Genomic DNA, 25,028 nt, shown 5'->3' with positions numbered 1-25,028 from the left:
TTATCGTTGGCCGAATGTAGCCTAAATTCACCCTAAAGCTCATCGGAAAGCCAACATGTCCAAATCCCTCATCAGCACATTCCGCACCCTGGAAGAAGAAATTCGCGTCAGACAGGCTCAACTGGATGACCTGCGTGACGATCCAGCTCTCAAGAAGGAAATGGAGTTCGAGGAGAAGCTGCGCGCTCTGATGACTGGCTACAGCAAGTCCCTGAAAGACATCGTCGCGATCCTCGATCCAACGGCGAAAGTCCAGGCTGCAGCCTCCAACGACGGCCGCAAGACCCGCAACCGTAAGGTCAAGCAGTACAAGAACCCGGAAACTGGCGAAATCATCGAAACCAAGGGCGGCAACCACAAAACTCTGAAAGAGTGGAAAGCCAAGTGGGGCGGCGAAGCAGTTGAAAGCTGGGCGACCATCCTCGACTGATTCCACTGCAAATGAATGAGCCCGCCATTGGCGGGCTTTTCATTTTTGGCAGCTAGTCATCTACTCAGTGCCCTGCTTATCGGCACCGTTCAGATATGAACATCCAGGTAGCTAAATTGCTGCCAGGGTCGCTTTGCTGCCATCAGGCTAACCCCAGGATAGACGTGGCTTAACCTTGGGCCGATCTAGCTTTATATCGATCTCAAAACCTGCCGTTTCAGGAAAGTTAACCGCCTGATTATCACACTTAAAACCATACGAAATTGTCCGAGCGACGCCCGTTGGCTCCCCTTTTGAGAGATGCCATGTTGCATTGCAACCCTCGCTCCGATGGTAGAGATCGTGGCTCTATGCGACCCATCCCAGCACTTACCGGTACCCGAGGTCGCTGGCGGTCGGCATTCGTCTTCTGGAGGACGCCGGCACTCTACTCCACCAGGCCAAATCCTGCAATTTGTTGTTAAAAGAGCTTCAGCATCGTGCTAGCATCCTGCCGGTCAAAATCCCAGGCGCCAGCACAGGCGGCGTCACGCTCGGAATACGCACATGCCCCAAAGCTCAACTGCACAAGCGGCTCCTGCAGGTCTGCACTTCCTTGCCGGTAAGACCGACCTTGATCTGCTCCGTGAAATGGCCGGTGCACCTGTACATGTCCGCCTCCGCGACGGCCTGGAGCTCGTACTGCGTGGTGAGAACTTCATGGATCTCGAGGCCTCGGGCCTGCTCAACGGAAGCTTCCCCATTGAGGTTGGCGTATCGTCCGACGGGTATGAATATGAGTCACTGATAGCCCCGCAACCCGACTGGAAACTCTGGGACAAAGCCGCAGAAGCGATCCATGGGCGTGCTAGGCATGAACTGATCCTTCATGGGGTTCCATGCAAAGGCATCGTTCATGACCTCAACGGCATGTACGAAGGCAAGCTCATTTGGGTCAGCAGCTCCCACGACATCGCCTGGCTGCAGATGATATACAGCGCCAGCGAAGCCGAACCTACCTTCGGGGTAGCCAAGGTATACGACTTCATCCCAGTGCCTCTATGGCAGATCCTCAAGAACCGCCTGCCTGAGCCGGATCGCCACACCGCCTTGAGAGACGCTAGGGCGCTTCGCGCGGGGATCGATGGGCTGAGAAGCTATGTCGAAGCTCGGAACCTCAAGACCGAGTGAAAGCTTTCACTCTCATCCTCTTCCTGGCCATGGTACCGGCAACATCATTCGCTGGTATGAAGGAGGCCCTGGTAGCTTGGGATCGGCAAGCTTACGCCCAGGCCGGCGCCGAGCTGATCAACGTGCTTTCTCGAAGAGGGGCCCTGCGCCAGCACAGCATCAAGGAGATCAAAAGCCTCGATGCTGATTTACCAGTGCAGCTTGAAGGCACCGCTGCGGCCGTATTACTTGCGAAGATTTATGGAGAAGGCCTGGGCACCAGGAGAGACCAAGTCATTGCCTACGCGCTCCTGGGCGCCTTGGCTAGGCACTCGCCTCCAGGTGATCGAATTGCACTGTCCGCTCAGGTCGGTATTGCCACACGAATGACGCGCCTGCAGATTGCCCGTGGTGACAACCTGGCCAAGCTAATGGACGACCGCCCTGGGCCGGCGATAGATCTGTACATCAACGAGCAGATGCCTCGAATTTAAGTCTCGTGAACCACTGTGGACGTCACCCTGTACCGTGTTTAGAATCGCTTCCCACTCGTACCTGCCTGTAAGGCGGGCTTCTCCTCGAGAACCCGCACTACCAGCTTGGAATGCAAGGCCTACGCAGTCAGGGAGACACAGTGATGGCGGGACAAAAACATGGCAAGCTCCTCCGGGGTTTTCCGAATCCAGTGCGCGAGAAGTCCGCATGAAGGCGCCACTCACAGAGCAAGAGGCCAATGCTCTCTACGACATCCTGGTGGAGTGCTGCGCCGCACCGGAGTCGAGCCGATTCGCCTTTCTGCTGCATCACTCACATACCCGCCCACGGGGAGAGTGGAGGCTCACATCGCTGAGCTCCTACGTGTACCGGGCGCGCCGAAATGAGATCGAGCTTATTGGGGGCGACGGCTGCGAAGATACTGCGGCACGCATCCAGATGATCAACCAGCGCCTGCGGGTAGCTGCAGAGGTAATACGGGTCGGGCGCGGCAGCTAGCGCCAGCGAATCATGAACCTTTGGGTATAGCCTTTAGGGTGAAAATACCCCACTGGGAACAGGAAACCGAAGCGTGAGAAAACTCTACCTACACACAGACCCGCAGTGGATGCGCGCGAACGTGCACCCCATCGTGAACCTGGACTTCCCGACGTCCGAGCTTACCTCGACCTGGACAATGGGGTGGAACGGTCGCCTCCATCAGGTCGAACACCCGGCCGCAGCCATCAGCACCCTGTTCCATGTTCTCCGGCACCGGATGGAGAAAGGAATCACCACGGCGGTGAACGCTGCTCTCTTCGAAGATGACCCTTCCCTTTTGCTCGATCTGGCCGCTGAGTTCTGCTACTCAGTTGCGTTCGTGGCCACACCTGGCACCTTCCTGCCGGCATTCCTGGCCAACATTCCTTCATTGAAGGCCGAACGCTTCCTGCAGGCTATGTCAGAAGCCCCAGTTGACCTGACCTCCAGTTATCGCCGAATCATGATCATCGGCGACGTGCAGGGATGTGCTGCTCCCCTCGAGACCATCCTCGGCACCAGACTCGACCCGCACACCCTTTACATCTTGGTGGGCGACCTGTTTGATCGAGGCCCGTTGAATGGTCGCGTTCTTCAGATCATCCGCGAGCTACTGAAACTCCCAAACGCGATCCTAATATGCGGTAACCACGAACTCTTGCTGATGAAGTGGGCTGCCGGCAAAGCAACTTACAAGGAATTCGAGGAGCGGACTCTTCCTCAACTTCTGGCTGAAGGGTTTACCAAGGACGAAGCGCGCGAGATCGTGCTGAAGTCGCTCGACCTCTTCCAGTTCAGGTTCCACGGCAACAGCTGGCAAGTGTGTCATGGCGGTTTGCCTGGGTTTGCTGATCCTCAACTCGTAACAGGCGCCGACTGTTGGCGGGGGATCGGAAGTTACGAGGACGATATCGATTCCGTCTTCGAGAGGAACTGTCACGGGAAACAGTATCAGGCCCATGGGCACCGTAACGACATTTGCCGAGATCTGCTTCCCAATCAACGAAGCTTTTCCCTCGAGGAAGGCGTCGAGTATGGAGGCCCGTTGCGATATCTCGTCCTTGATGCTCACGGAATCCATACCGGCCTAGTGACCAACGAGGTGTATGTGCCAATGGCTCACCGGGAGCTCAAATGGCACAAGGTGATTCCCGACTGGATCAAGGGCCGAGCAGACCAGAATCAGGATCACCGCAACCCCATAGTCAACGAGCACCGTCGACCTCCAGTGGAGATTCCGGGATATCCTCCGGCGATTTACACCGTCAGTCAGTGCGGCACATATGGCACTCAGGCGGCCACAGGAGCGGTGGTTTGCATGGTTCACGCTCCTGGCCATGGCCCAGAGAACGTTGAGTCAAGCTTGAGTGCCGGGCTCGCCTACGATCCTTACACGCATGAACTGGTGGTCATGGGCCAGGCTGACCTGCATGCCTTCAAGCAAGGTCGAACAGCGACTGAGTTTCGGCGACTGACCCGGTTCCTGAGGGATAGGGAGCTTTGCGTCATCTACTCTCACCTGGGCGGAGATTCCCTGACCCTGACAGGTCTTCGCCGGCAGTCATTGAAGGTTGAGTACCTGGACGATGTGGCTGCCGAGGAGTTTAAGCAACTCGGCTACGTACCGCTTGAAATTCCCATCAGTTTCTAGACCGCTCGGTCAGACTCTCTGGTCACGAAAAATGCAGACGAACGGTCATACGGTGCCCGTTCGTTTTGTTGCACACGTAAATATTACATGCCATGATCCGCGCCCCCTCGAATATTGCGTAAATTGACTGCCAAACTGTGGACGGCTCTCGTGCAGCCGCCCCAAAGATCACCGAGAGGAAGCAATGGAAAGCCGTGGTTCTGGTCGAGTTAAGTGCTATTTGTCGGGTTTCGACATCTACGCGAGCGATGCTATGGAGCGAGGCTTCAAGCTCAAGCGTTTATGCCTAGCCCACAACATGCTGGCGCTGTATCCGGGCGACAACCGTGCGCCACTGGAGCTCCCTAGGCATGAGGCTGCACAGTGGCTGACGTTCAGGAACCTGAACCTGCTCCGGCAGGCCGATTGTGTACTCGCGAACCTCAACGATTTTCGAGGCGGGGAGCCGGCGCCGAACGTGTGCTTTGAAGTGGGAATGGCTGTCGCTCTTGGTAAACCGGTTTGGGGTTACTGCAGCGACCTGCGCGCAATTACCGACAAACTACCATCGGAGAATGGCCGGTGCGACAAGGGCTTCGAGCTCGAGAGCTTCAACCTTCCCCACAACAAGATGATCGCCTGCACCTGGAGCGGCGTCAGCCTGCGAGTGGATGATGCCGTGGCCAGCCTTGCAACCCACATGGTAAAGCGTGGAAAGCGCCCCGAACCAACGTTCAGAGCGCCTGCCGATCTCGATATGATGCTGCTGACCAGGGTTTCCTAGTAGTCGCGCTCGTCGAGGAATCTCGGATGAGCCTTTGCCAGAGGTAACGCCTTTAGAGTCTCTGCACTCACAACACCACCCGTAGCATTCGCCATGACCTTGGTGAAGACCTCAGGCTGCACGTTGGAGACTACCTCGAGAATGCGCTTGCCATCGTAGTTACCCCCGCCATAGACCGCCTCAGCGTCCTCGGGCAGGCTCTCACATAGGCGCTCCGAGAAGTCCATGAAGTCGAAGCTCTCCGGGACGATTGTCGAGTAGAGGTATTTCATGCTGAACCCTTTGCAAGGTGGTGGAGCCAGGAGTCTAGCTCCACATACCAGGCTGGGATAGATCAGTAGACGGCAGCCATGCGCATCGCAGTACGGAGGCCGTAGGCCGAGTCCTGCAGGCTCATGTGCAGACGGTTGGTGAAGTCCTTCACCACCGGAGCCACCTGCTCTTCACCGCCCAGGAAGCAGTAATGCTTCAGCGCCTCGTTGGCGCGGGCAATGTAGGGCAGCGGGATGTTATTGCGGCCGGAAACGTGCAGGAACGACTGGCGCGCGATACCCCCATCGGCGTAGCCAAGGGTCGCAGACACCATGGAGCCGAGGAGCAGCGCGGTCACAGCGCCACAGTCACCAGGCTTGGCCGGCGAGATGGACGCCGACGGTGCGGTGAAGATGGTGTAGGACATCTCGCGAGCCCGGTCTGGGTCGAAAGGGACGACGAGGCCGTAGTCGTACTGCAGTACGTCCCGAACGTCTTTGCTGTGCTGGATCAGCAGCTCTGTAGCGCTTTCGCGTTCGTCGTTGTAATAGGTAGAGCCCCACTCACGCCAGGCGCTGTCGCTATGGGCGAATTTGCTGAAGAACTCCTCCGAGCGGGTGAAATCTTGGGCAGCGGCCTCACAAGTGACCAGCGCCAGCAGCGCCATGATCGCTTTCATCTGTAACAGTCTCCATTCAACACGATGCGCGGCTTGGGGAGGGGCTCCAGCCACGTTTTAACGGCCGGCGATTCTCCTTCATCGAAGCAGCAATTGAAAGACAATTCCGCTCACCGGCCTGGAAATTTCTTCAATAAAGAGCTTGCGCCATTGCACTCCTTCCAGGTGCATGCCAGGATCGGCGAGTAATTTCACGAGAATTGCGGGCCACTCCGTGACCAAATGGTCATAACCGCCCGTGCGCGAACACAGGATGTCCTCATGAAAAGTCCCCTACCCAAGGTCTATCTGGCCGGTTTCGACGTTTTCCTCCCCAACTCACTGGCCAAAGGCGAGTATCTGAAGGAGCTCTGCACATTCCACGGCTTCCAGGGCCTCTACCCGATGGACAACCAGGTTCCGCCTCGCATGTCGAAGGCAGAGATGGCCGCCTGGATCTGCAAAGCGAACCAGGCAATGATCCACGAAGCTGACTACGTCCTGGCCAACCTCAACCCCTTCCGTGGCCATGAGCCCGATAGCGGCACCGCCTACGAGGTAGGCTACGCAAGCGCGCTCGGCAAACCAATCTGGGGCTACTCTCAGGATCACAGCCCGATGATTGAGCAGGTGCCCAACCGTGATGGCTTCGACGAAGAAGGGTTCGCCGTTGAGGACTTCGACCTCTCCCACAACCTGATGATCGCTACCTCCTGGGCCGGCCTGAGTACCAGCGTAGAAGTGGCGATTCAGGAGCTCCTGCAGTACCACCTGATGCACAAGACGCTGAAGGATCAGGACGCAGCGCCAGCAAAGGTTACCCGCGAGGCCAAGGAGCTGGCTCTTGACCCGCTATGAGTTTGCCTCGATGGCTTGGTTTGTTCTTTCAAGAACCATCTTTGCAGCGAGCATCGTCTGTGTACTGCTGTGGGCAAACTCCCTCGTGGCAGCATTGGCGACCGAGAATCTTTTCTACAAGATCTCGATCACTTTTGGCTTGTTAGCACTTGAGATGTTCACCTGCTTGTTCTTCATGATGCCCAAGTCCAGAAAGTAGTCAGGTCGCCCCTCCCTGCCAGGACTCAGCGCTCAGCGGTGGCCTGGCAGACTACCCTCCGCACCGGGCCATCAGGGCATCGAACTTGGCTGGGTCTTCGATTGAAAGATTCGTTGCGCTCATAGCGTCATCCAGGATCGCGCAGTCTCCGCCGGCAACCTTTGCCTTTGCAGGTGCTGCAGAGGATGTTGCGGGTGGCCTGGTCGACTCTAGGCGCTTCATGGCAGGCTCGCGCATGTCGCCGAAGGTACTGATCGCAGCACCCAGTCCGTTCATTTCCAGGAGCATCTGCTGGTGAATCCCAGCAAGGCCATTGAAGCTCTCGCTCTGGATGGCGTTGATCAGCGGGTTATCGCTAAGTAGCCCACTATCCACAGTTGATCGTTTAAAGCCCCAGTCATACAGCTCATCAGCAGCCTCGTACCCGAAGGGGGTCAGCTTCCCATTCTCGTTGAGAACCGTCTTACGTAGGCCCTGCCTGGAAGCTTCGGTAGCCTTGTCGATCACGTATTTGGCCACAAACGCGTCTGGATCACTGATGAAGTCGTGAATCTTTCTGGCAGTACTCAGCGCTTCGTCCGCAGACTTAGCCGTTTCGAGTGTGTCCCGGAGTCCCTGCTTATCCTTCGCATTCTTTCTGGCCTGTGCCATGCAATCAAACGAGTCATTGAACGCAGCCTTGAGAGCGCAATGTCTCTCTGCATTCTGGCAATGAGGCCAGGCCATGATTCCATGGTGAACACTCATCGTGAGTTCGTTGCATTCAGACCCCTGAGAGATATTTGCCCTGGTCGATGACATGCACTGCTGCTCCCGGTCATATTCGGCATGCAGAGCCGCCCAGGCGTCACTTGAATACTGTCTGCAGGTTGCTTCGGTGATGTTGTTGGGTCGCTCTGGGACAGACTCTTCGGCGAGAGTGAAAGAAGGGGCCAGCCCAAGTGCGCTAATCAACAAAAGCGCATTAGCCGCTCGGTACGATGGGGAACACTTTTCCATGGCTGCAGCCCCTAAATTTGGAGGTCGGTCAGGCTGAGACTTTGCCGGTGCGCTTGTAACACATCAGGTTCGCTGCTGTTGCTCGTGAAGCTATTGATCCGTACTTCATGACCACTGCTGCGCACAGAGCGGGGCCACGAATACCTGAGTCACATGGGTCGAGTCTAAGCTGTCCGGATTTCATGGCAGATTCGAACTGTTCATCACTTGTCCCGTAGGCGTCGACCTCACTTGCCGCTGTAAACGCGTTCTTGGATTCACGATCATTCGCCTGGGCTTGGAGAAGCGACTGCTGTATTGCCGTATCGATGGAAATGCCTTCTCGCTTGATACCGGCAAGTATGTCGCTCATTGTGGTGCCCAGCACGCCCGCACGGTACTGATCAACCTCAGCCTGATTCGTGATCGGCAATTTGTCGGCCAAGTAGGACAAGTCATCCGCGCAGGCACCTCCACTGGCTGAGCCACCTTTCGAGTACCTATCCGGGTTGAATGACGATGCCAGTTGCTCGCCAGATAGGGCTGCAGGCTCAGCCTGGGCGCTGCTGCTTACCGAAGAACCATATCCACTGTCACTCGATGAGCTTGCATAAGCATCCTGAACGTCCGCACCGGTCGACGAGCCGCTGGAAGTCAGCGAGTTGAAGGCGCTCATCGATTGCTGCATGACGCTTTGGCCCTGGGCAGCACTACCAGACGACTCTGCGGCAGCCATGCCCAGCAGGGCGCTGAAGACTGCACCTATGATCTGCATGCTTCCGTCATCTCCGCTACTGCTGCCGGCGGAGGAAGAGCTGTCTCCTGTGGAGGCGCAGGACGCGAGGACAAATGTGAACGAGAGGAGAAACAGATGTGTCCGTTTCATCGTGATCACCTGAATGTGTTGGCTTATTTGAACTGGTGATTTCGGCCAGGCGCCGGGATCTGGGCCGGCGCCTATTCAGGTTAGCTCTGCGTGTTACGGGGTGTTGCGGGATGGAGGCTGAATGATGCCCTAGTGATACACAATCCGTCGATTTATGTGACAGGAATCACATTTTATTGAGAGATTTTTTGAGCCTTATTCCTCCCAATTCCATCGAAATTGCTCTCTTAAATCAAACAATTCCAGGGTTATTCATCCATATGAATGATGACATGATTAGGGGCTGCTCAGTAGGCGTACATCGTGGCAATCAGGAGAATAGATCGATCTGATCCCCCGGCTGCTTTGCCGGGGCCTCATCATCTGGATCAGGCATTCCGCCCAGGTGTCTCTCGCGATACCAGGCCTCGGCAGCTTCAGGGGGCCCGAACTTTCCAGTCTCGCGCCTGCGCTTGCACATCAGCCCGGTTTGTCGCCAGGTGACCTCGATGGCGCCGGCCGCTACTGCCAGCGCACGCTTGGTCAGCGCGATGTCGTAGTGGCTGTCTTTCGCTGGCGGGGCCTGCCACCAGCGCCGGGAGACACCGATCTTGTCCGCCATCTGGTGGAGCTCCTCGTCGGTATCCGCCGTCATGTGGCACATGATCATCCTGCCAAAGGGGGCACGCATTGAGTCAACATAGACGGCCATCAGGATCTCCAGATCGGGGGCACGCATCAATTATCGCCTAAAGGGCTTGATCCCGGCGAGGGTGTTTTAACGTCTGTTGGCTCTGATAGTCTGGTCAAAAGGAGATTCTCATGAGCGAAGATCACGTCCACAACCTGGTATTTCATCTCACAGGAGAGCTGGCCTCCGACGTCTACTCACGGGACGCGGCGAACCACCGAATTCGCGAGATCGCCCGCTGTGGCATCAACATTCAACAGCATCTCATGAATGAGATGCTCTGCCTGAGCGAAAGCGACCAGGAGTTGAACAGGCGATTCACCGCTCGGGTGATCGATCACCTGGTGGAAATGGATCTCACCCTATCCACTCGACTCACCCTCTCCTACCTGCTTATCGGTATGGTTGATGGAGCCACCTACAAGCAACTGTTCGGAGCCGGCGGCCCGATGGCTTTTGACCCCCAGCATCTCGAAGACCTGCCCAACAGCTACGTTCCCTTCTTCGATGGCCCCCTTGTGACCAAAGACCCCTCCTCGGCCAAGGCATACCTGGAGATTTTTGAGGGGTCGACAATGATTGCCAACACAATCCGCCAGCGCTTCGTAGATCTGGAACCTTCGGTGGCCGGCGCCATCCTGGAGGTGCCGTGGATTGCGAGATCACTGAGCTACCAGGTGCTTAATGTCAGCCTGCAGCAGATAAGTAACCCGGTCGTGTACGCATTTGCCGTGGATAACCACCTGATTCAGCTGAACAGCAGCTCAGCAGTACTAGCACGCTATCCCAGTCGTGACGGGGCAATTCTTCGCAAGGTTGCGCGAACTATCGTTGACCTCCTGGATGCCGAGGGCCAGCTTCCGCTCGCGAAAACAGCGAGAGAGATGACTGACGCCGCAGTCTCGCAGATGAAAGCTCTCGGCCGCTCTGATGACGACGTGTCTCTGCTGAAGCTCGTCATGCTAGAGGAGACGGTCAAGGGGCCTAGCCGCTTGCGCGAAGTCTACGACTCCCCCTCTCCTTAACCCTGCGGGCAGTTCTTGCACCAGGGCCCTTCGATGGGCCCTTTTCATGCCCAGCGAAAACTTCATTGCGGACTTCCATTCCACTTGAGGATCAGTCAACCAGCCTGTTCTCTTCAAACTCCAGCTTCCCAGGCAAGGCTTTCTACTGCACAATTTCGAGCAAATTTGTGCACCTCTAAGGACGCCCATGAAGTCCGAGATTGAGCGTAAGTACCGGGTCACCGAAGCGTTCCGGCTTGAGCTGGAAGAGATGGTGAAGAACCCGCTGTGCAACATGAAGCGCATCAGCCAGGTTTACCTGTCCGACGACCCAGCCTTTACTGCGCGTATCCGTCGCAGCGGAAGCGACGGTGTGTTCACCGTGAAAGGGCTGGGCGATGCCGAGGGCGTCGAACGTCCGGAGCTTGAAACGGATCTGCCGCTGGAATTCGTTGAGTCTGTTGTGCAGCTGGCGCAGCAGGCCGGCCGGCAACCGGTCGACAAGATCCGTGTCCTCATCCCGTGGAAGGAGCACACCTTCGAGGTCGATCTGTTCCAGGGCGACAACTACCCTCTGGTCATGGCTGAGATCGAGTTCAGCGACCGCAACAATGCGAACCTGGACGAGAAGCCTACATGGCTGGGGGATGAAGTGACCGGGCAGGCCAAGTACTACAACTCCTACCTGGCCAAGAGGCCCTACTCCACCTGGGGTGTGCAAGGCTGGTTCCGCTGGAAGCTCAGGAAGCTGATAGCCCTGTTGAAGCGCTGATCTCTAGCGCCAGCCGCCCTGATGCATTGAGCATCAGGACGGTATCGGAATCGTGCTTTCAGACTCTGGGGCGGCCAGCTTGTAGCCCTCTGGCAGCTTAAAGCCAAGCTCCAGGAGGTTGGCCAGGACACCCGGCGGGATGACATCAAGCTCCACGGGCTGGACGGTGCAGCCAAAACCGAACCCCTTGCGGACGGTGTTGGCGACTTCCTCGGAGCTATACAGCCCGTAAACTTGACCGGTGCCTGCATCTTCACGGGCGTAGCCCCCGGCAACTCCTACCACGGCATACAACGTCATGCTCGATCTCCTGACTGGGCGCTGACTCGATCCTCGCACCAAACCTCGGCGCCAGCAATGGTTCTACTCCGAGACGTGATCTCGTAACTCATCTAGAATTCCAGACCCAGACACAGGAGGTGCTCATGGTAGTCACTCCCGCCCTGCGATTCCAGGCAGAGCTCAATGCACGGTCTTACGACCCGACTGCAGCATCGCGCCAAGCCATGATGTCCGTCATCAAGTGGCTGCGCATGAAGCAGAAGATGGCCATCCCGGATTGCGCGGTGGACGGCGCCGGCTTCGAGCTGCAGGACGCCTCCGGCAAGGAAGTGCATGTGGACTCGGCTTCGCACTGGGCAATGCGATACGACAACCCGGATGCCGTAGTCTACGGCCGCACCTGGCGCACTGAAGTCGTCCTGGACATGGACTCTGCCGCGCCGCGCATGTGCTTCGAGCTGTCGGTTCTCGACTCCGAGGAGCAACCTCCGCAGTGGTTCCCCTCCATCCCGGCACTAGCCTTTGACCTGATTCGCTCCCCCGGCATGAAGGATTACGGCCAGTTCCTCACCGATTCCGCCCTGGTGGCCTCAACCCGAGAGGACATGGCTGACCTGGTGGATCTGATCAACAATCCGGAGCGCACGCGCCCGGTGCTGGTTATCAGCGAAAGCCATGGAGATCGGGTTGGCCATGTTCTGGCAACCAAGGCTGGCGGGCGCCTGCCAGGCGTCGCACACGTCGCCTTCATCCCTCGAGAGGCCCAGCAGTACGAACGCGGGTTTCTGAAGCACCACATCCCGGAAGGGATGATCCGCAGCTTCTGGCCCGGCTTCGACCAGAACGTCAAGACCAACAACGTCCAATGGATTGACCGTGACTACCTCCGCAAGAAGTACGGCCCCCTGGATGACTTCATCACTGGGCAGAAGGCGATGTACAACCTGCTGTCGACGAAGGTGCCCTCCAGGCTGCCGAGTTACGCGCAGTTGACCGGCAAGGCGTCCTGAGATGGCGCCGCTGACCTCACCCCTGGATGGAGTCAGTGCCGGCGCTTACCGCAGCAGGGGCAGTACTTGCCCTTGCACTTGCATCGTTCGCTATCGTCATCAAAGCCCGCGAGTAGCCCGCAAATCATCACGACCACTATTGCAGGCCCACAGAAGGTCATGAACAGCTTAAGCGGCTCACACATCAGGAACACCACGGTCAGCCCGGCTACCAGAATTCCCAGGAAAACCAATTCTGGATGCACATGCTTAGCCAGGAATGCCCCAAGATCTCGGAACATGTCCTGCAAGAGGTAGGGCTTAGGGAGTCCTCGGTCGCGGGAGCAGCGGCCGGTTCTCCAGAGCTGCAAGAGCTCCTTATCAACTTCCCCCGGCTGGCTCAACGGAAGAACCTCCTCACCATCCTTCGCGTACCCTCAACGATCAGCATTGCCGCCCCGGCGAAGAGCCAGTCATTGACGGTGAGCTTGGGCATGTCCGTATAGGCCTGCGCACCTAACAATCCAACCCACGAGAGGAACAGCGCCGAGGCGCCCAAGCAAAGACGCTTCAGTCGTTGGAGAACCACCTGCAGACGCTCAGGGCTAAGGCCAAGGTCGCTACCGTCAGCGGACACTTTGGCGCGACGGAACCAGGCCCAGATGTCTCTGAATCCAGGCAAGGTGAAGAGAAGGACGCCAACAACAGAGGCCAGCAAGCAGGTCAGACCGTAGCTCTGGGCATACCCTCGGTTATCCGCAATCACCGTGGCCACACCTGTCGAGACAGTCGCGAACAGGAAGGCAGCGCCAACAGACGCGACCGGGTACAGCTTCACGACGTTGTTCAGGTAGGTATCGGCTTCGGCAGCCGAGGTTTTCTCCTCAGTCTTCGCCGGCTCAGCTGTCGGCTGGGTCTGATCCTGTTTGTCTTCAACATTCGGCACAGGGCATTCTCCTTTGCATTTGCTGTCACCCTTCAAGAGTTTATAGCCGTGCCAGGACGCCTGATCCTTCAGCACGTCCACGAAACGTTGCATGTCCACCTCATCCCCGAATGTTGGCCAGCTGCACTCGAGGAAGAAGTGCGCCACCATGAAGGCAAGCTCGTCCTCTGTTGAAGTGCACTCCAACCCCTCGGTGGCAAGAGCGATCCTGGATTTGGGGTAGAGCATCAGCATCTCCCCCACCTCAGCCGCGCTAAGGTCGATCTCGCTGATTTCCCGGATATAGGCAGCCGCCTCTTCCAACTGGCCGGCGGTGGGCTGGGCGTTGCGGTTCGCCATGAGGAAGGAATTCTTGTGGAACGAGATGTAGCGTGGGGCAACACCCAGCTCGCTGGTCGGCTTGGTGATGTACTTCGGGCTCAGAATGAACATCAGGCCTCCAGGGCCGGAACGATGGAGTGGTATGCGAATTATCCACAAATTGCAAAGCGGAACTACTACAATCGCTGCCCTTGCTGGGGCGACCGCGCGCCGCGTAACCTGAAGTCTGATCGATAGCCACCTGGCCCTGGAGCCTTCATGCCCATCACGAACAAACTTGAGCTGGCCAACGAGATCTACGACAGCCTTTGGGGCGTAAAGATCAAGCAACCGGCGCACTCGAATTTCATCAAGCGAGGTGCCATGAACCTGGCCAAGCTGGCCTACCTCTCGATGGCCATCGACCGCACCCCTGTTCGAGCCATGGATGAAGCCCAAAGAGTCATCTACGCCATCGCCAAGCAGTTTCCGAACGAGAATCAGGAGTTCCGCGTAGAGAGCATTGAGGAGCTCGAGGCGGCCCTGCACGACCTCAAGGACAAAACGGACACCATCTCCAGGATAGGCTACCGCTCAGCACATACCTGCCTGATCCAGATGAGTTCCTTCGTCAAAGACCCTGAAGTCCAGGAGAAGATTCTCAAGCTGCTAGCCGAGTACCCTGCCAGGGTCTGCGCCGACAGCGCGCCCTTCTACCAGAACCTGGGCCTCAACTGCACAATCGTGGTTGAGGATGACTTCGACTACCTGGCGATCCTGCGCCCTGTTGCGGCGCCACGCCCGCAGGCTGCGAAGGATGACGGCCACCCGGCTCCCTGAGAACCTACTCGAGACTGAGGCCCCGGCATGATGAATGACCGGGGCCTCTTTCGTTAAGATGACAGTAATTGGAGGGTCGTCTGATGGACAATAACAAGAAGAACACCGTGAGCGATGCTATAAAGGCTTTTTCATCCAGCAACACTCTTGGCACGAACGACAAGAGTGTGATCGAGGAAGCCATGAAGGCAGTAGATAGGCTCTACACACAAACGCCCCTCGCTAAAGCAGCAATCTCGATGCTAAGCCGCGCGAACATATATTTGGCTGATGCAAGTCCTGGCTCGCTGAAAGTTTATATCTTCGGCGGTTGCGCCATTCACCTTCTGACCAACGCCAGGGGTAGTGCTGATATCGATGCTGAGTTTATTGCATCTGCTAACGTAAAAAAGCGCGACATATTCGCTTTGTACGGCCGGGAAGAATCATTCGAGGATAAGGGCCGTGAAATGTCCCTGAGCATCGACGGCCAGTTCAACACTTCGCTTGGCGTTCTTCACGAGGATTACCTGGAGAGGGCGATTCCTATCGCCGGCACTGACTCCAACGCGGCACTGCAGATCTTCGTCGCCGCTCCGGTCGACGTTGCAATCAGCAAGCTTGGGCGATATGGTGACAGGGACATGGAGGATATCCAGACACTGTTCAAGATGAAGCGCATGACGGTCGAGGATTTCCGTCGGTTGGCCACCGAGGCCATCGACTATGCTGTAGGAGACAGAAGCACACTCCTCAGCAAGATGAACCATGCAATTGACACCTTCGAGCACGGCGAGCAGGAATATGAAAGTCCACAGCCCTAACGAACAATTTCGCGAACTTCTTGAAGAGCTTTCATCGAAGCCTTTCAAAGACATGTCGCCTGAGAAGTTCAAGGAGTTCGTTATTCTATTCTGGCACTCGAAGAAAGACTTCAGCCAAGACCTGAAACTTGAAGTTGATACCAAACTCAAGTCCAAGGAACAGAAAGTTCGTGCGCTGTATCTTCTCGACACTCTTCGTCGCAACTGGCTTATTTCTGATGAGCAGGACAAGAACATCAAAGAAGTTCTTGCATCCTACAAAGAACTTCGTCCAGCCAAGAAGTCTGAAAGTGCCGAGTTGAAGGTGAAAAACTATCGGCTGAGCACAATTGCCTTTGAGTGGGGCCTGGAAGAAGACGCCTGCGATCAGATGCAGAACGTGATTCAGTACCAGACCCGCCATTACGCCAACACTGGCATCGCCAATAAGTACGGCGACCCTACCCCCTGATCGCACATCATAAGGGCAGGGCTACCCTGCCCTTATGATCCTCATGTACGTTGAATCGAAGCCTCTTTGCCGGCGCCGGCCGGCCACCCTCTGCTCTGCAGCAAGGTCGTCCGGGTAAAGGGTGCTTCGCCAAAGTCCTCCCATGAGAACGCGATGATGCCCAATCCTCAGCACCTGCCCATGACCGACGACAATGTCATCGCCGTCCTGCGCATCCTTGAGCACCACGGAGACTACATCACCCAGTACGATGACCACGTCTTCAAGGGCGCGGCCACCGTGCTACTGGGTTTCGTCGAGCGCGCTGAGGGTGGCGAACATGGCCCAAGCGCATCCACCTGGCGCCGTGTGCACCAGGCCATGCAAACAATCGCGCAATACGACTTCGGCCGCTATTGCCCGGCGCCGTCGCAACTGGTGCAGCACAAGGAGCTCTACATCAGAAGGCGCACGGCCGACTCCGAATTCGCCCTGGTAGGTGTTCAGATGGAGCTGCAGATGGCCAAAGAGCGCGAGCTGGCCCTCGAACCTGCTGAGATCGTGGTGCTCGACCGCGCGCTCAACACCGGCACCAAGCGCGAAAGCGGCCTGGCTCCAGCGCCGTTCTGAAGATCATTCATCCCCTCTTCACACGCCTGCAATAAGTGTTAAATTGAGCTTCATCCATCAGCCCGACTCTGCCGATCCGGGCTGTTTTTTCGTCTGGCTGGCATAGAGCGCATTCATGTCCGCGAGTAACCCGTGCACCTCCTGCGGTGCCTGCTGTTCGCACTTTCGTGTGTCGTTCTTCTGGGGTGAGACCGCTTCTGCCGGCGGCACTGTTCCAGACGAGCTCGTTACCTCCATCTCCCCTCACCGTGTGGCCATGGCCGGCACAGACCAGAAGCCTGCCCGTTGCGTAGCGCTCAAGGGTGAAGTCGGCTCCTGTGTGGCCTGCACGATCTACGAGCAGCGTTCCGCGCCCTGCAGGGAGTTCGATGCTTCCTGGGAGCACGGTGAGCACAACGCCAGGTGCGATGCCGCCCGTGCGGCCCATGGCCTAGCTCCTATCCCCGCGCCAGCTGGACTTAAACCTCATTCAGGCGCCTGCGGCGAAGACTCGATCATCATCAGAGTGGCGAGCTCAGGCGACAGCAGTGGAGTACACGCATGATTCACGTCAACATGACCCTCCGTTTTCTCCAGTTCCGCCAAGAGATCCACGACAGGCATTTCGACACCAATGTCTACCAGCTGACCAAGGGTGAGCGACTGAACCAGTACGCCCTGCGTCAGATGCACCTCACTGCTCAACTGCACCGCGAGATCTGCTACGACAACAACATCAAGGACATGGTGGTCAGGGGTATCAGCACCTGCTTATCCATGGCCAACCTACTGCAGATCGATCTTGGCCTGAAGTTCCAAGGCAGCTACCCCGATTACGTCACGAAAGAGGCCTACGCCAACACCCTGCTCAGGGCCACAGGCCAACTGGCCCAGACTCTGACCAGAGTGGCCGAGATCAGCGGGACTGACCTTCGCCATTCTTTGCAGGATGCGCTGCTGGAGTCGCTGAACTCGTTCCTGGGCCTATGCCACTCCGCTGGGTTGTCATTCGAGACCCACTCGCTGGCCAGAGGCATCGAGGCCCACCACGAAAATGTGCAAAGCGAAGACATTCACTACGTCCAGAAGAAGGGTCTCTTCCATAACGATCTGATCGTTGCAGATAAAGCCCGTGCTGAAGCGGCGCGGCGTGACTTCGAAGAAGCTGAATCTAGGATCAAGTGACATGCGCAAGGTAACCCACAGCCACCTCGCCCTCTCCTACTTTCTCCAGGGCAGCCTAGCAGTTTGCCTTGGCGTACTCGCGGTGAAGGGCGCCATCGATGCTGATGGCTGGGAGGATTACCTTCTCCCTGGCCTGCTGGTCTTCTGCTGCGCGGTGATGGCCATCCAGGTGATCACCGCCGTGACCATCACGGAACAGTGCCGGCGCGGGCGCATTAGCCAGACCACGGCGCAACGCCTCCTCGGCGCCAGGCCGTACTGGAACTGACTGGAGCACTGGGCCGGCGGCCGGCTCCATCGATACGATGGGTAAAAAGGAGCCTGCCATGAAGCCTGCCGACGTCATCCCCTTTGACCTGGACTTTCTCAACGTGCGCGAGGACTACCAGGTCGATCCGGCAAACCGGTTCTACGTAGAGGACTACGTCCACGGCCGGTGCCATCTGTTTGCGCTGGCGCTGGCCAAGGCGACCCAGTACAAGATCGGCATCTTCGTCGACGAGGATTGCATCCCCGAGGACGGCGACACGCCCATCCGGGTGTTGGTGCACGCCTTCTGCTACGTCAAAGACGACCTGGTCATCGATGCGCGCGGTATCCGCTGCAAAGTCGACCTCGAGAACGAGTTCGAGGGAATGGCCATGGAGTTTGCGGAGCTCGAAGGCGAGGCAGCCGAAGCGCAGCTTCAACAGTGGATGGCCGAGGGAGGCTGCTGTAGCCTCCTGGAAGGCGAGGAGAAGGCTTTGGGCGCCTACGTGAGGGATATGCGGCGGAACGGCCTCCTGGCCGCTCCCAGGGGCGTTGCCGAGCTATCGCCTTCCATCGGCTAAGATCCTCTCCACCTCCACCCACGCCCTGATCCAGGGCTCAGAGATCGGAGCGATCCGCCTGTGCCCGTCGGGGAAAACGCTGACGAACCGATCCAGATCCTCTAAAACGGCACCCTGCAGGTTGGCCAGCTCGAAGTTGCAGCCATTCACCCAAGCGGCCGTGAGGTTGGCCGAGGCAAAGGAAGCCATCTGCAGCTCGCTGCACATCATGACCGCCCCGGTCAGGTCGCAATAGTCAAAGCGCGCTCTGGGCGCAACGATCTGCAGCAGATCGGCCTTCTTCAGATTGGTACCGCGAAGGTCGAGCTCAATGCAGGTCGAGCCCTGCAAGCAGAAGCGCTGCGCCTGGCAGCCTTTAAAGCTCCCGAAGCTGACGTCGACAAAGGAAAATCTCACGTCCTGCAGGTCTTCACCGTCGAGGCAGATGCCCCTAAGGTCAAGATACTGATTGTTGGTAGGCCAGGGTGCCGAGGTTGCCGGCAGTTGCTCGAGGAGCACGGGCCAATCTTCGCCGTCATCGCAGCCGGCGCGTTCACGAGCCAGGATGGCCTGAGAGATCTCAAGGCCGATGGGCGTTTGCCATCTCGCGCGCAGCTCAGCGATCTGTTCGAGTGTGTATTCGGGCAGGCCACGCAATCTCATCAGCATCCTCCAGCGCCAAAGGGCCTCAGGATGCTGGTCAGCCGTCAGTCCAGGCCGAATCCCGAGGACGGAGTGCGCGAGGGGTTACGGGCGTTCCACTCCGAACGGACATTGTCTGGCACGCTGGCGATGCGGGCAAGGTCGTCGATGGTCAGCCGGCGGCGGAAGCTCAGGTCGCGGCAAGCCACGCTGGGCTCGGAGTGACCGGGGTTGGCCGGGCACAGCCAGTTGAGGGCCTGGGCGGCGTTCTGGAAAGGATGGATGCCGGTGTAGCCCACGGTCAGGCCAACCTTCACGTTGGTGATCTGCAGCAGCTCCCTGGGGTGAATCGACTTGAGCAGAGTGATGAGCGGACTGGTGATCTCCTCACGTTGCGGAACCCGGCCGCTGGCGCGAAATTGCATCATCGCCCTGGGGTTCTTGAGGAGCTTGTTCAGATCGTGCGAGTTCACCGGCCCTACCTCTTATCGTCAGCCCTTACCTGGGCGCCGTTTCTCTCAAGATACCGTCCTGGCTGAGCCGGGGGCAAGCCGGCGGGCCCGGTGACCCGACCAAGCGCCAGCCAGGCGCCGGTTAGTGAAGCTCACGCACGGCGGTGACGACCCGGCGCAAGGCGCGGATGCCAAAGGTCATGGCGACGCCGGCCAATGCCCAATACAGACCACCCATTTGCGGATGGACGCTGCCCAGGCGGATTAGCACCACGACGCAGAAGGCGATCACCGTCAGTAGGGCTTGGGCCTGCAAAAGCTTCTTCATTCCTTGCTCCAGAAGCGAAAAAACCGGCTTTCGCCGGCTTTCTCCCCCTCCAACCAGATGGTCTTGCCAAACCGGTCATGAGGGTTAGTTGTTACGTCCATTGTGCCGAGTCTCCCCGGCGGTCGCAACGGTCAATACGTGAACCTCACGCCGTTACACGCTCTGGCTCCCTTGCCACACGCTCTACGATCCGTTGCATGCGCTCGAGCATCGTCGTGGCATAGCGGGTGTAGGCGTCACGCAGCGCGGCATGGGCCTGCTCCAATTGCTCCTGGGTGCAGTAGACCTCGAAGAACGGCTTCTGAGGGTGCCGGCTCACCTTGAGCAGGCTGTCCTTCTCCAGGGTGATCTTGAGAGCGCCATGGAGCTTGAGCTGGGTTCCCCAGTCCAGGGCCATGTATTCGCGCACCACATGTTGGACGAAATCGTTGTCCTTTTGCGGCTCAGCCGCAAGGCTCGCCTCGATACGGATAACCTTGGTGGTTGCTGTCACACTCTGAGCGATGGTCATGGCTGAACTCTCTTCGGGAGTGAGGAGTTTGGTCTGGGTTGACCCAGTAACTCTCAGCGTAGACGCCCTCTGCAACAGTGTCCGGCCGGCGAAAGGACGGTATGGCGGGGAGAAACGAAAAAGGCCGCGTCAGCGGCCTTTCTCGTACCAGGTACACCTGGCGAATGGGGTGGTCAGCAAGGAGTGGCGAGACGTTTTCTGATGTAGTCCCACCGGCATCTGACCGATGAACCGACACAAACGCGCGAGACGGTTATCCCAAATGATGTAGTCCCGTGCACATTCGGCTCAAACTTTAAAGCCTGGCTTCACCGACTGATCGGCGAGGCGAAAAAGGTGCCAGCAAGGAGGTGGCGAGGATTGCATTTAACGGATGTAGCCCCGCCGGGCATCTGGCGATTAGCTGACAAGAACTGGGGAGACGGTGATCGCCAATGATGTAGTCCAACCCAACATTCAGCCAAACTTTGAAGCTCTTGAGTGCTATTGGCCTCAGGCCAATCTCGCTCTTTGTTCATTCTATTTTATATATATTTCAGTGCCTTGCAAGCTATTTTTCATCTGATTTGTAAGAAGGCATCCTTGCCTCCTCACAAAGTTACAGCTCGACCTCGTGAACCACGTTTACCTGGCCGCCCACCCCAACTTCCTTATTGAGGAAGCGCGCCATGACGTTGAACACCTCATCCGAGAAACCACCGACCAGGAGGGTGTCCTCACGGCCGGTATCAGATGCCGAAAACTCGTTCGGCGTGATGTCCAGGTTGATCATGCGAGCCTGCTTGTTCTCCCGCTTGTACTGAGCCCAAAGGGTCGACAGCTGAGAGTGGTAGGTATCCCCCACCCAGGACTCGTTGTCGCTGATCATCACGAGATGGTCAGCTTTGATCTTCTCCTGCATCAGGTAGCGCACCACGCTTCCGCAGTTCGTACCGCCGTTGAGCATCGACCGGATGTCCTCGGCCATTACCATCACAGTCGCATCCCGGTTCACCTTGAATTCGCGGGCGCCGTTGTTGAACAGCACCAGGCGCGCTGTCGGGTTGTTCTTGATCATCGCAGCGCCAACCAGGGCCGCCACATCGACACAACGCACCTTTGTGGTCGCGCCGGCACGGTAGCCGCTCGCCGGGTTCGCCATAGAGCGGGAGATATCGACCGCGATCACGAGGTTACCCTCAACCTTCGGCACGTTCTCCAGTGACACCTGCAGCGCTTCACCCAGGGCCTGTTTGATCTCAACCGGAACCGAGTCGTCGATGTTCAACAGCGTGGTCATCAACTGGTACGGGAACACACGAGCCCGGAGGATCTCAGCTCGGTCGCTCAGACGCTCCGCGATCATCCCCACCACACCACGGTCGGCGTACAAACCATGGCGCCCGAAAGTGTTGAGGTTCATCCTCGTGGCTTCCCACTTCATGTTCATCGCGATGCGCTTCCAGTCCGAAGTCTTGAGCGGCAGAGCCGTCAGCTTCTGGAACGGTACACGCAGCGGGGCTTCGGCACGCTCACCCTTCACGAACTGCTCGTACTCACGGATGAACACCGGCAGCATCGCGACGTCGACCGGCTTACCCATCAGGTAGCCGTACAGCGCGTTGCGCTTCTCGTCTCTCGCCTTCGGGTGCGCCAGCTTCATCACGTCAACCAGGGACGGTTCGTTGCCGACCGAAGCATTCCACAGCGCGTAGTCGTCCATGCGCGCGATAGCCGCCTTCACCAGGCGCTTGGCCTTGGAGCCCAGCGACTTACGGCCGACCACACCCGAACGCATAATTTGCACGAAATTGCGCAGCATCTTGCCGTTGTCGATCACGCGGTCGAAGACAACGTCCACCAGGTCGGAGCCGCGAGCGGTCAGCATCGCAAGCAACATGGCCGGCATGTCCTTCATATGGCCCTGGGTACGAGAGTAGACCGCCAGCTTCGCCAGGAACTCGTCCGAAACGGCCTGGGCCAGCTCGATGACCTTGTTCAGCTGACCTTCACCGGTCTGATAGCACCCGTCGTTGAAGGTGCCAGTCACTGCGTACTGGGTGAGGGCCTGCTCGGCGGTTTTCGCATTGGAAGCGCCGCCAGCGTGGTTGCGAACGATCTCGCGGGAGAAGAGTGCCTTGTTAGCCATGATGCTTTTCCTTGTTCATTCTGATTTTTCAGACTCACAAGAGTTATTGCCAAGGTCGTGCCAACTTTTTCATTTCGGCCTGATAAATCTCTGCACCCCGCTATTTTACTGGGCTTCAGGAAGATGACATAGGAATTACCCAGAAATTGACCACCTGAAATCCCTCGATTACTATATACTCCAGTATATGAATCTATCTGAATGGATACAGGCGTGAAGACACGGATCATCTCTTTCCTTGGCTCCTCACTAGACGCTGGCTCCAAGGACAGTCGCAAGCAGCGCTGGCGCCCGAACGTCGGCCTGGGCGACGCCTCCGGCCATAAGGTCGACGAGCTCCTGCTGATCCACGAGCCCAAGCATAAGAACATCGCTGAGCAGGTGCGCGAGGACGCTTTGGAGATGGCCCGCGTCGCCGGCAACGATTTCCAAGTGATCCTCAAGGAGGTGGACTTCGCTCCTTTCGACCTCCTGTCGACCTATCTCATGATGGAAGACCTCCGTAAGGAGATCACCTTCGCCCCGGATGACACGCACCTGCTGAGCATCAGCACCGGCACGCACATCATGCAGATCTGCTGCTTCCTGATGGTCGAGTCCAAGCGCTGGCCGGGCTACCTGGTACAGTGCTCGCGCGGCGAGGGTGTCACCACAAACCTCAAGATCATCGACCTCGACCTCTCGCAACATGACCCGATCATGCAGCGCTACCGTCTGGATGCGATGAAGGGCGAGACCCTGCTCAAAGGCGGTATCCCTACCCTGAACGAGGCGTTCAACCGCACGGTCTCCAAACTACAGCGCGTAGCGGAGCGTTCCGACTCCCCTATCCTGTTCCTGGGCCCGACCGGTGCCGGTAAGACCCAGATGGCGCGCAGCGTCTTCGAGGTGAAGCGCAAGGCCAAGAACCTGGCCGGCCAGTTCGTCGAGGTCAACTGCGCTACCCTGCGCGGTGACACCGTCATGTCCACGCTCTTTGGCCACAAAAAGGGCGCGTTCACAGGCGCAACCGAGTCCCGTGAAGGCCTGCTCAAGAAGGCTGACAAGGGCCTGCTGTTCCTGGATGAGATAGGCGAGCTCGGGCTCGAAGAGCAGGCGATGCTGCTGCATGCCCTGGAGGACAAGTCCTTCTCGGCCATGGGCTCCGAGGACGTCGTGAAGAGTGACTTCCAGTTCATCGCCGGCACCAACCGCGACCTGGCCGCAGAAGTGGCTGCCGGCCGGTTCAGGGAAGACCTGCTGGCGCGCATCAACACCTGGACGTTCGAACTGCCGGGCCTGGCAGATCGCATCGAGGATCTGGAGCCGAACATCGACTTCGAGCTGGCCAAGCAGCAAGCAAAGCACAACGTCGCCTACCGCTTCGCAGGCCGTGCGCGTCAGGACTACCTGACATTCGCCAAGAGCAAGCAGGCGACCTGGGCCGGTAACTTCCGCGACCTCTCTGCCTCGATCCAGCGCATGGTCGTGATGGCCGAAGGTGGTGTGATCGGCACCGAGGTTGTCCAGGATGAGATCGAGACTCTGCACCGCCAGTGGGGGCCTTCCACAAAGATGATCCAGAGCGCCGGCAGCTCAATCAAAGGCTACCTTGGCCAGGTCGACACGACTCAGCTTACGCCGCTGGAGGTCGTGACCCTCGAGCACGTGCTCACGGTGTGTGCTGAAACCGACAGCTACGCCGAGCTGGGCCGGCGCCTCTACGGAGCCCAGGCAGGCAGTAACCCGTCACAACGGGCGCGCAAGTACCTGGTTGGCCTAGGCCTGGATATCAAGGAAGTCCACGCAGCCCTACGTCGTGCGTAGCCGCACTTGAGCCTGCAGAAGCTGCATGCCTACCCTGAAGCTCTAGAGGGGTGAAAATGAACATCACGCAGGCAGTGCTTCAGATCCGGGCCCACTACATCCAGAAAAAGCTGGCGGAGTCCTACTTCGACATCAACAACGGTTGCTGCGAAGAACTGGCAATCGATGCCCTGAAGCTTGTCACTCAAGATCGGAAGGACTTCATGGACTTGCAAGGCGAGCAGCTCATGGACAATGAGCTTGGGGTATGGGACTGGGCTCTGCTTGAGAGATACTGGCCCAACGTGAAAGCTCCCGAAGGGCTTTCACAACAAGAGGTCGATGCCATCGATTTCGGAGTGCACATCTTCATTGCCGACCACAGAAGATGCCGGTTCTACGATGCAGAATGTCCAGAAGGTACGGATAACCTCTTCGACCTCCCCCTCTACCGCCGTGGCATCATCGAAGCCCTTAGGCTGAAGGGGATCAGAACACCTGACGTCATCACCGACGACATCATCCCCGCACCACTGTGCCCCATTCCCAACCCGCCGGCTCCCAGCTATAACTCTGACGGCCCATCCCTTTGAAGCACAAGCCCCTCTTGATGAACTGACCCCCAGATGTTGGACACCAACTCTGAGGGGTCCACATGGCAAGGCATGATGGGAAGTTCAAGCTAGAGGTGGCGCGCCACTATGT

32 protein-coding genes are annotated in these 25,028 nt (G+C 57.9%); 20 read left to right on the top strand and 12 right to left on the bottom strand.

What is annotated here, in order from left to right; genetic code table 11:
* The first annotated feature begins 55 nt into the window (after positions 1 to 55).
* The 5 genes from HNP46_RS32140 to HNP46_RS32120 all read left to right on the top strand — a co-directional run bounded on the left by HNP46_RS32140 (position 56) and on the right by HNP46_RS32120 (position 5,007).
* Complete coding sequence (locus tag HNP46_RS32140) at positions 56 to 430, top strand: histone-like nucleoid-structuring protein, MvaT/MvaU family (protein WP_184597267.1); 375 nt, start codon at positions 56 to 58, stop codon at positions 428 to 430.
* Positions 431 to 976: 546 nt separating this feature from the next.
* Entirely contained in the window at positions 977 to 1,600 is a 624-nt protein-coding gene (locus HNP46_RS32135) for a hypothetical protein (RefSeq protein WP_184597265.1), read from the top strand.
* Positions 1,597 to 2,073 (top strand): hypothetical protein, encoded by a 477-nt coding sequence (locus tag HNP46_RS32130; protein ID WP_184597264.1) that lies wholly within the window; start codon positions 1,597 to 1,599, stop codon positions 2,071 to 2,073. Before HNP46_RS32135 ends, HNP46_RS32130 begins: the two co-directional genes overlap by 4 nt.
* A gap of 572 nt (positions 2,074 to 2,645) precedes the next feature.
* Positions 2,646 to 4,244, top strand: a complete 1,599-nt coding sequence (locus HNP46_RS32125) for a metallophosphoesterase (protein WP_184597262.1) — start codon at positions 2,646 to 2,648, stop codon at positions 4,242 to 4,244.
* A 184-nt stretch (positions 4,245 to 4,428) separates the two neighbouring features.
* Positions 4,429 to 5,007, top strand: coding sequence for a nucleoside 2-deoxyribosyltransferase (locus HNP46_RS32120; RefSeq protein ID WP_184597260.1), 579 nt, complete (start codon positions 4,429 to 4,431; stop codon positions 5,005 to 5,007).
* On the opposite strand, the gene HNP46_RS32115 is transcribed toward HNP46_RS32120, so the two are convergent.
* Together HNP46_RS32115 and HNP46_RS32110 are read right to left on the bottom strand one after the other, a co-directional pair.
* The gene (locus HNP46_RS32115; protein WP_184597258.1) at positions 5,004 to 5,279 is read right to left on the bottom strand and encodes a hypothetical protein; all 276 of its coding nucleotides are present in this window, start codon (positions 5,277 to 5,279) and stop codon (positions 5,004 to 5,006) included. The two genes, HNP46_RS32120 and HNP46_RS32115, sit on opposite strands and share 4 nt — an antisense overlap.
* A 62-nt stretch (positions 5,280 to 5,341) precedes the next feature.
* Positions 5,342 to 5,938, bottom strand: a complete 597-nt coding sequence (locus tag HNP46_RS32110; RefSeq protein WP_184597257.1) for a hypothetical protein — start codon at positions 5,936 to 5,938, stop codon at positions 5,342 to 5,344.
* Positions 5,939 to 6,199: 261 nt separating this feature from the next.
* On the opposite strand from HNP46_RS32110, the gene HNP46_RS32105 reads away from it, so the two are divergent.
* Both HNP46_RS32105 and HNP46_RS32100 read left to right on the top strand, forming a co-directional pair.
* Positions 6,200 to 6,775 (top strand): nucleoside 2-deoxyribosyltransferase, encoded by a 576-nt coding sequence (locus HNP46_RS32105; protein ID WP_184597255.1) that lies wholly within the window; start codon positions 6,200 to 6,202, stop codon positions 6,773 to 6,775.
* Positions 6,762 to 6,974 (top strand): hypothetical protein, encoded by a 213-nt coding sequence (locus tag HNP46_RS32100; protein ID WP_184597253.1) that lies wholly within the window; start codon positions 6,762 to 6,764, stop codon positions 6,972 to 6,974. Before HNP46_RS32105 ends, HNP46_RS32100 begins: the two co-directional genes overlap by 14 nt.
* A 51-nt stretch (positions 6,975 to 7,025) precedes the next feature.
* On the opposite strand, the gene HNP46_RS32095 is transcribed toward HNP46_RS32100, so the two are convergent.
* The 3 genes from HNP46_RS32095 to HNP46_RS32085 form a co-directional block, all read right to left on the bottom strand.
* Entirely contained in the window at positions 7,026 to 7,625 is a 600-nt protein-coding gene (locus HNP46_RS32095) for a hypothetical protein (RefSeq protein ID WP_184597251.1), read from the bottom strand.
* A 376-nt stretch (positions 7,626 to 8,001) separates the two neighbouring features.
* On the bottom strand, positions 8,002 to 8,727 hold the full coding sequence (locus HNP46_RS32090; RefSeq protein WP_184597248.1) for a hypothetical protein: 726 nt from the start codon (positions 8,725 to 8,727) through the stop codon (positions 8,002 to 8,004).
* Positions 8,728 to 9,148: 421 nt separating this feature from the next.
* Complete coding sequence (locus HNP46_RS32085; RefSeq protein ID WP_260403322.1) at positions 9,149 to 9,556, bottom strand: DUF4031 domain-containing protein; 408 nt, start codon at positions 9,554 to 9,556, stop codon at positions 9,149 to 9,151.
* Between the two features lie 83 nt (positions 9,557 to 9,639).
* Here HNP46_RS32085 and HNP46_RS32080 point away from each other — a divergent pair, with 83 nt between their 5' ends.
* Both HNP46_RS32080 and HNP46_RS32075 read left to right on the top strand, forming a co-directional pair.
* Complete coding sequence (locus HNP46_RS32080; RefSeq protein ID WP_184597246.1) at positions 9,640 to 10,533, top strand: hypothetical protein; 894 nt, start codon at positions 9,640 to 9,642, stop codon at positions 10,531 to 10,533.
* 187 nt (positions 10,534 to 10,720) lie between these two features.
* Positions 10,721 to 11,284, top strand: a complete 564-nt coding sequence (locus HNP46_RS32075; RefSeq protein WP_184597244.1) for a CYTH domain-containing protein — start codon at positions 10,721 to 10,723, stop codon at positions 11,282 to 11,284.
* A 33-nt stretch (positions 11,285 to 11,317) separates the two neighbouring features.
* On the opposite strand, the gene HNP46_RS32070 is transcribed toward HNP46_RS32075, so the two are convergent.
* Positions 11,318 to 11,584 carry a hypothetical protein gene (locus HNP46_RS32070; protein ID WP_184597236.1) on the bottom strand — a complete coding sequence of 89 codons (267 nt, stop codon included), beginning with the start codon at positions 11,582 to 11,584 and terminating at the stop codon, positions 11,318 to 11,320.
* Positions 11,585 to 11,709: 125 nt separating this feature from the next.
* Between HNP46_RS32070 and HNP46_RS32065 the strand changes: the two genes are divergently transcribed.
* Entirely contained in the window at positions 11,710 to 12,576 is an 867-nt protein-coding gene (locus HNP46_RS32065; RefSeq protein ID WP_184597234.1) for a hypothetical protein, read from the top strand.
* 379 nt (positions 12,577 to 12,955) lie between these two features.
* Here the strand turns inward: HNP46_RS32065 and HNP46_RS32060 are convergent, their stop codons facing one another.
* Entirely contained in the window at positions 12,956 to 13,933 is a 978-nt protein-coding gene (locus HNP46_RS32060; RefSeq protein ID WP_184597232.1) for a hypothetical protein, read from the bottom strand.
* A 147-nt stretch (positions 13,934 to 14,080) separates the two neighbouring features.
* Between HNP46_RS32060 and HNP46_RS32055 the strand changes: the two genes are divergently transcribed.
* The 8 genes from HNP46_RS32055 (at position 14,081) to HNP46_RS32020 (ending at position 18,498) form a co-directional block, all read left to right on the top strand.
* Complete coding sequence (locus tag HNP46_RS32055; RefSeq protein ID WP_184597229.1) at positions 14,081 to 14,641, top strand: hypothetical protein; 561 nt, start codon at positions 14,081 to 14,083, stop codon at positions 14,639 to 14,641.
* 83 nt (positions 14,642 to 14,724) lie between these two features.
* Positions 14,725 to 15,444 (top strand): DUF6036 family nucleotidyltransferase, encoded by a 720-nt coding sequence (locus HNP46_RS32050; protein ID WP_184597228.1) that lies wholly within the window; start codon positions 14,725 to 14,727, stop codon positions 15,442 to 15,444.
* Positions 15,425 to 15,895, top strand: a complete 471-nt coding sequence (locus HNP46_RS32045; protein WP_184597226.1) for a hypothetical protein — start codon at positions 15,425 to 15,427, stop codon at positions 15,893 to 15,895. Before HNP46_RS32050 ends, HNP46_RS32045 begins: the two co-directional genes overlap by 20 nt.
* A gap of 153 nt (positions 15,896 to 16,048) precedes the next feature.
* A complete protein-coding gene (locus HNP46_RS32040; RefSeq protein WP_184597224.1) occupies positions 16,049 to 16,504 on the top strand; it encodes a hypothetical protein in 456 nt (151 codons plus the stop codon).
* 115 nt (positions 16,505 to 16,619) lie between these two features.
* Positions 16,620 to 17,048, top strand: coding sequence for a YkgJ family cysteine cluster protein (locus HNP46_RS32035; RefSeq protein WP_184597222.1), 429 nt, complete (start codon positions 16,620 to 16,622; stop codon positions 17,046 to 17,048).
* Entirely contained in the window at positions 17,045 to 17,668 is a 624-nt protein-coding gene (locus HNP46_RS32030) for a hypothetical protein (protein ID WP_184597220.1), read from the top strand. Before HNP46_RS32035 ends, HNP46_RS32030 begins: the two co-directional genes overlap by 4 nt.
* 1 nt (position 17,669) lies before the next feature.
* Positions 17,670 to 17,936 carry a hypothetical protein gene (locus HNP46_RS32025; RefSeq protein ID WP_184597218.1) on the top strand — a complete coding sequence of 89 codons (267 nt, stop codon included), beginning with the start codon at positions 17,670 to 17,672 and terminating at the stop codon, positions 17,934 to 17,936.
* Positions 17,937 to 17,994: 58 nt separating this feature from the next.
* Positions 17,995 to 18,498, top strand: coding sequence for a hypothetical protein (locus HNP46_RS32020; RefSeq protein WP_184597216.1), 504 nt, complete (start codon positions 17,995 to 17,997; stop codon positions 18,496 to 18,498).
* On the opposite strand, the gene HNP46_RS32015 is transcribed toward HNP46_RS32020, so the two are convergent.
* The 5 genes from HNP46_RS32015 to HNP46_RS31995 all read right to left on the bottom strand — a co-directional run bounded on the left by HNP46_RS32015 (position 18,478) and on the right by HNP46_RS31995 (position 22,538).
* Positions 18,478 to 19,140 carry a pentapeptide repeat-containing protein gene (locus tag HNP46_RS32015; protein ID WP_184597214.1) on the bottom strand — a complete coding sequence of 221 codons (663 nt, stop codon included), beginning with the start codon at positions 19,138 to 19,140 and terminating at the stop codon, positions 18,478 to 18,480. The two genes, HNP46_RS32020 and HNP46_RS32015, sit on opposite strands and share 21 nt — an antisense overlap.
* Before the next feature lie 44 nt (positions 19,141 to 19,184).
* The gene (locus HNP46_RS32010) at positions 19,185 to 19,592 is read right to left on the bottom strand and encodes a hypothetical protein (RefSeq protein ID WP_311771857.1); all 408 of its coding nucleotides are present in this window, start codon (positions 19,590 to 19,592) and stop codon (positions 19,185 to 19,187) included.
* 121 nt (positions 19,593 to 19,713) lie between these two features.
* Positions 19,714 to 19,899, bottom strand: coding sequence for a hypothetical protein (locus tag HNP46_RS32005; RefSeq protein WP_184597212.1), 186 nt, complete (start codon positions 19,897 to 19,899; stop codon positions 19,714 to 19,716).
* A 145-nt stretch (positions 19,900 to 20,044) separates the two neighbouring features.
* Positions 20,045 to 20,410 carry a hypothetical protein gene (locus HNP46_RS32000; protein WP_184597210.1) on the bottom strand — a complete coding sequence of 122 codons (366 nt, stop codon included), beginning with the start codon at positions 20,408 to 20,410 and terminating at the stop codon, positions 20,045 to 20,047.
* 598 nt (positions 20,411 to 21,008) lie between these two features.
* On the bottom strand, positions 21,009 to 22,538 hold the full coding sequence (locus HNP46_RS31995) for a vWA domain-containing protein (protein WP_184597208.1): 1,530 nt from the start codon (positions 22,536 to 22,538) through the stop codon (positions 21,009 to 21,011).
* A gap of 213 nt (positions 22,539 to 22,751) precedes the next feature.
* Here HNP46_RS31995 and HNP46_RS31990 point away from each other — a divergent pair, with 213 nt between their 5' ends.
* Positions 22,752 to 24,344 carry an RNA repair transcriptional activator RtcR family protein gene (locus HNP46_RS31990; protein WP_311771856.1) on the top strand — a complete coding sequence of 531 codons (1,593 nt, stop codon included), beginning with the start codon at positions 22,752 to 22,754 and terminating at the stop codon, positions 24,342 to 24,344.
* Between the two features lie 56 nt (positions 24,345 to 24,400).
* Complete coding sequence (locus HNP46_RS31985; protein ID WP_184597196.1) at positions 24,401 to 24,916, top strand: hypothetical protein; 516 nt, start codon at positions 24,401 to 24,403, stop codon at positions 24,914 to 24,916.
* Positions 24,917 to 25,028 lie beyond the last annotated feature (112 nt).

The organism is Pseudomonas nitroreducens (assembly GCF_014204515.1).
Classification (GTDB): Bacteria; Pseudomonadota; Gammaproteobacteria; order Pseudomonadales; family Pseudomonadaceae; genus Pseudomonas; species Pseudomonas nitritireducens_A.
This window is presented reverse-complemented; position numbering and strand designations above follow the sequence as displayed.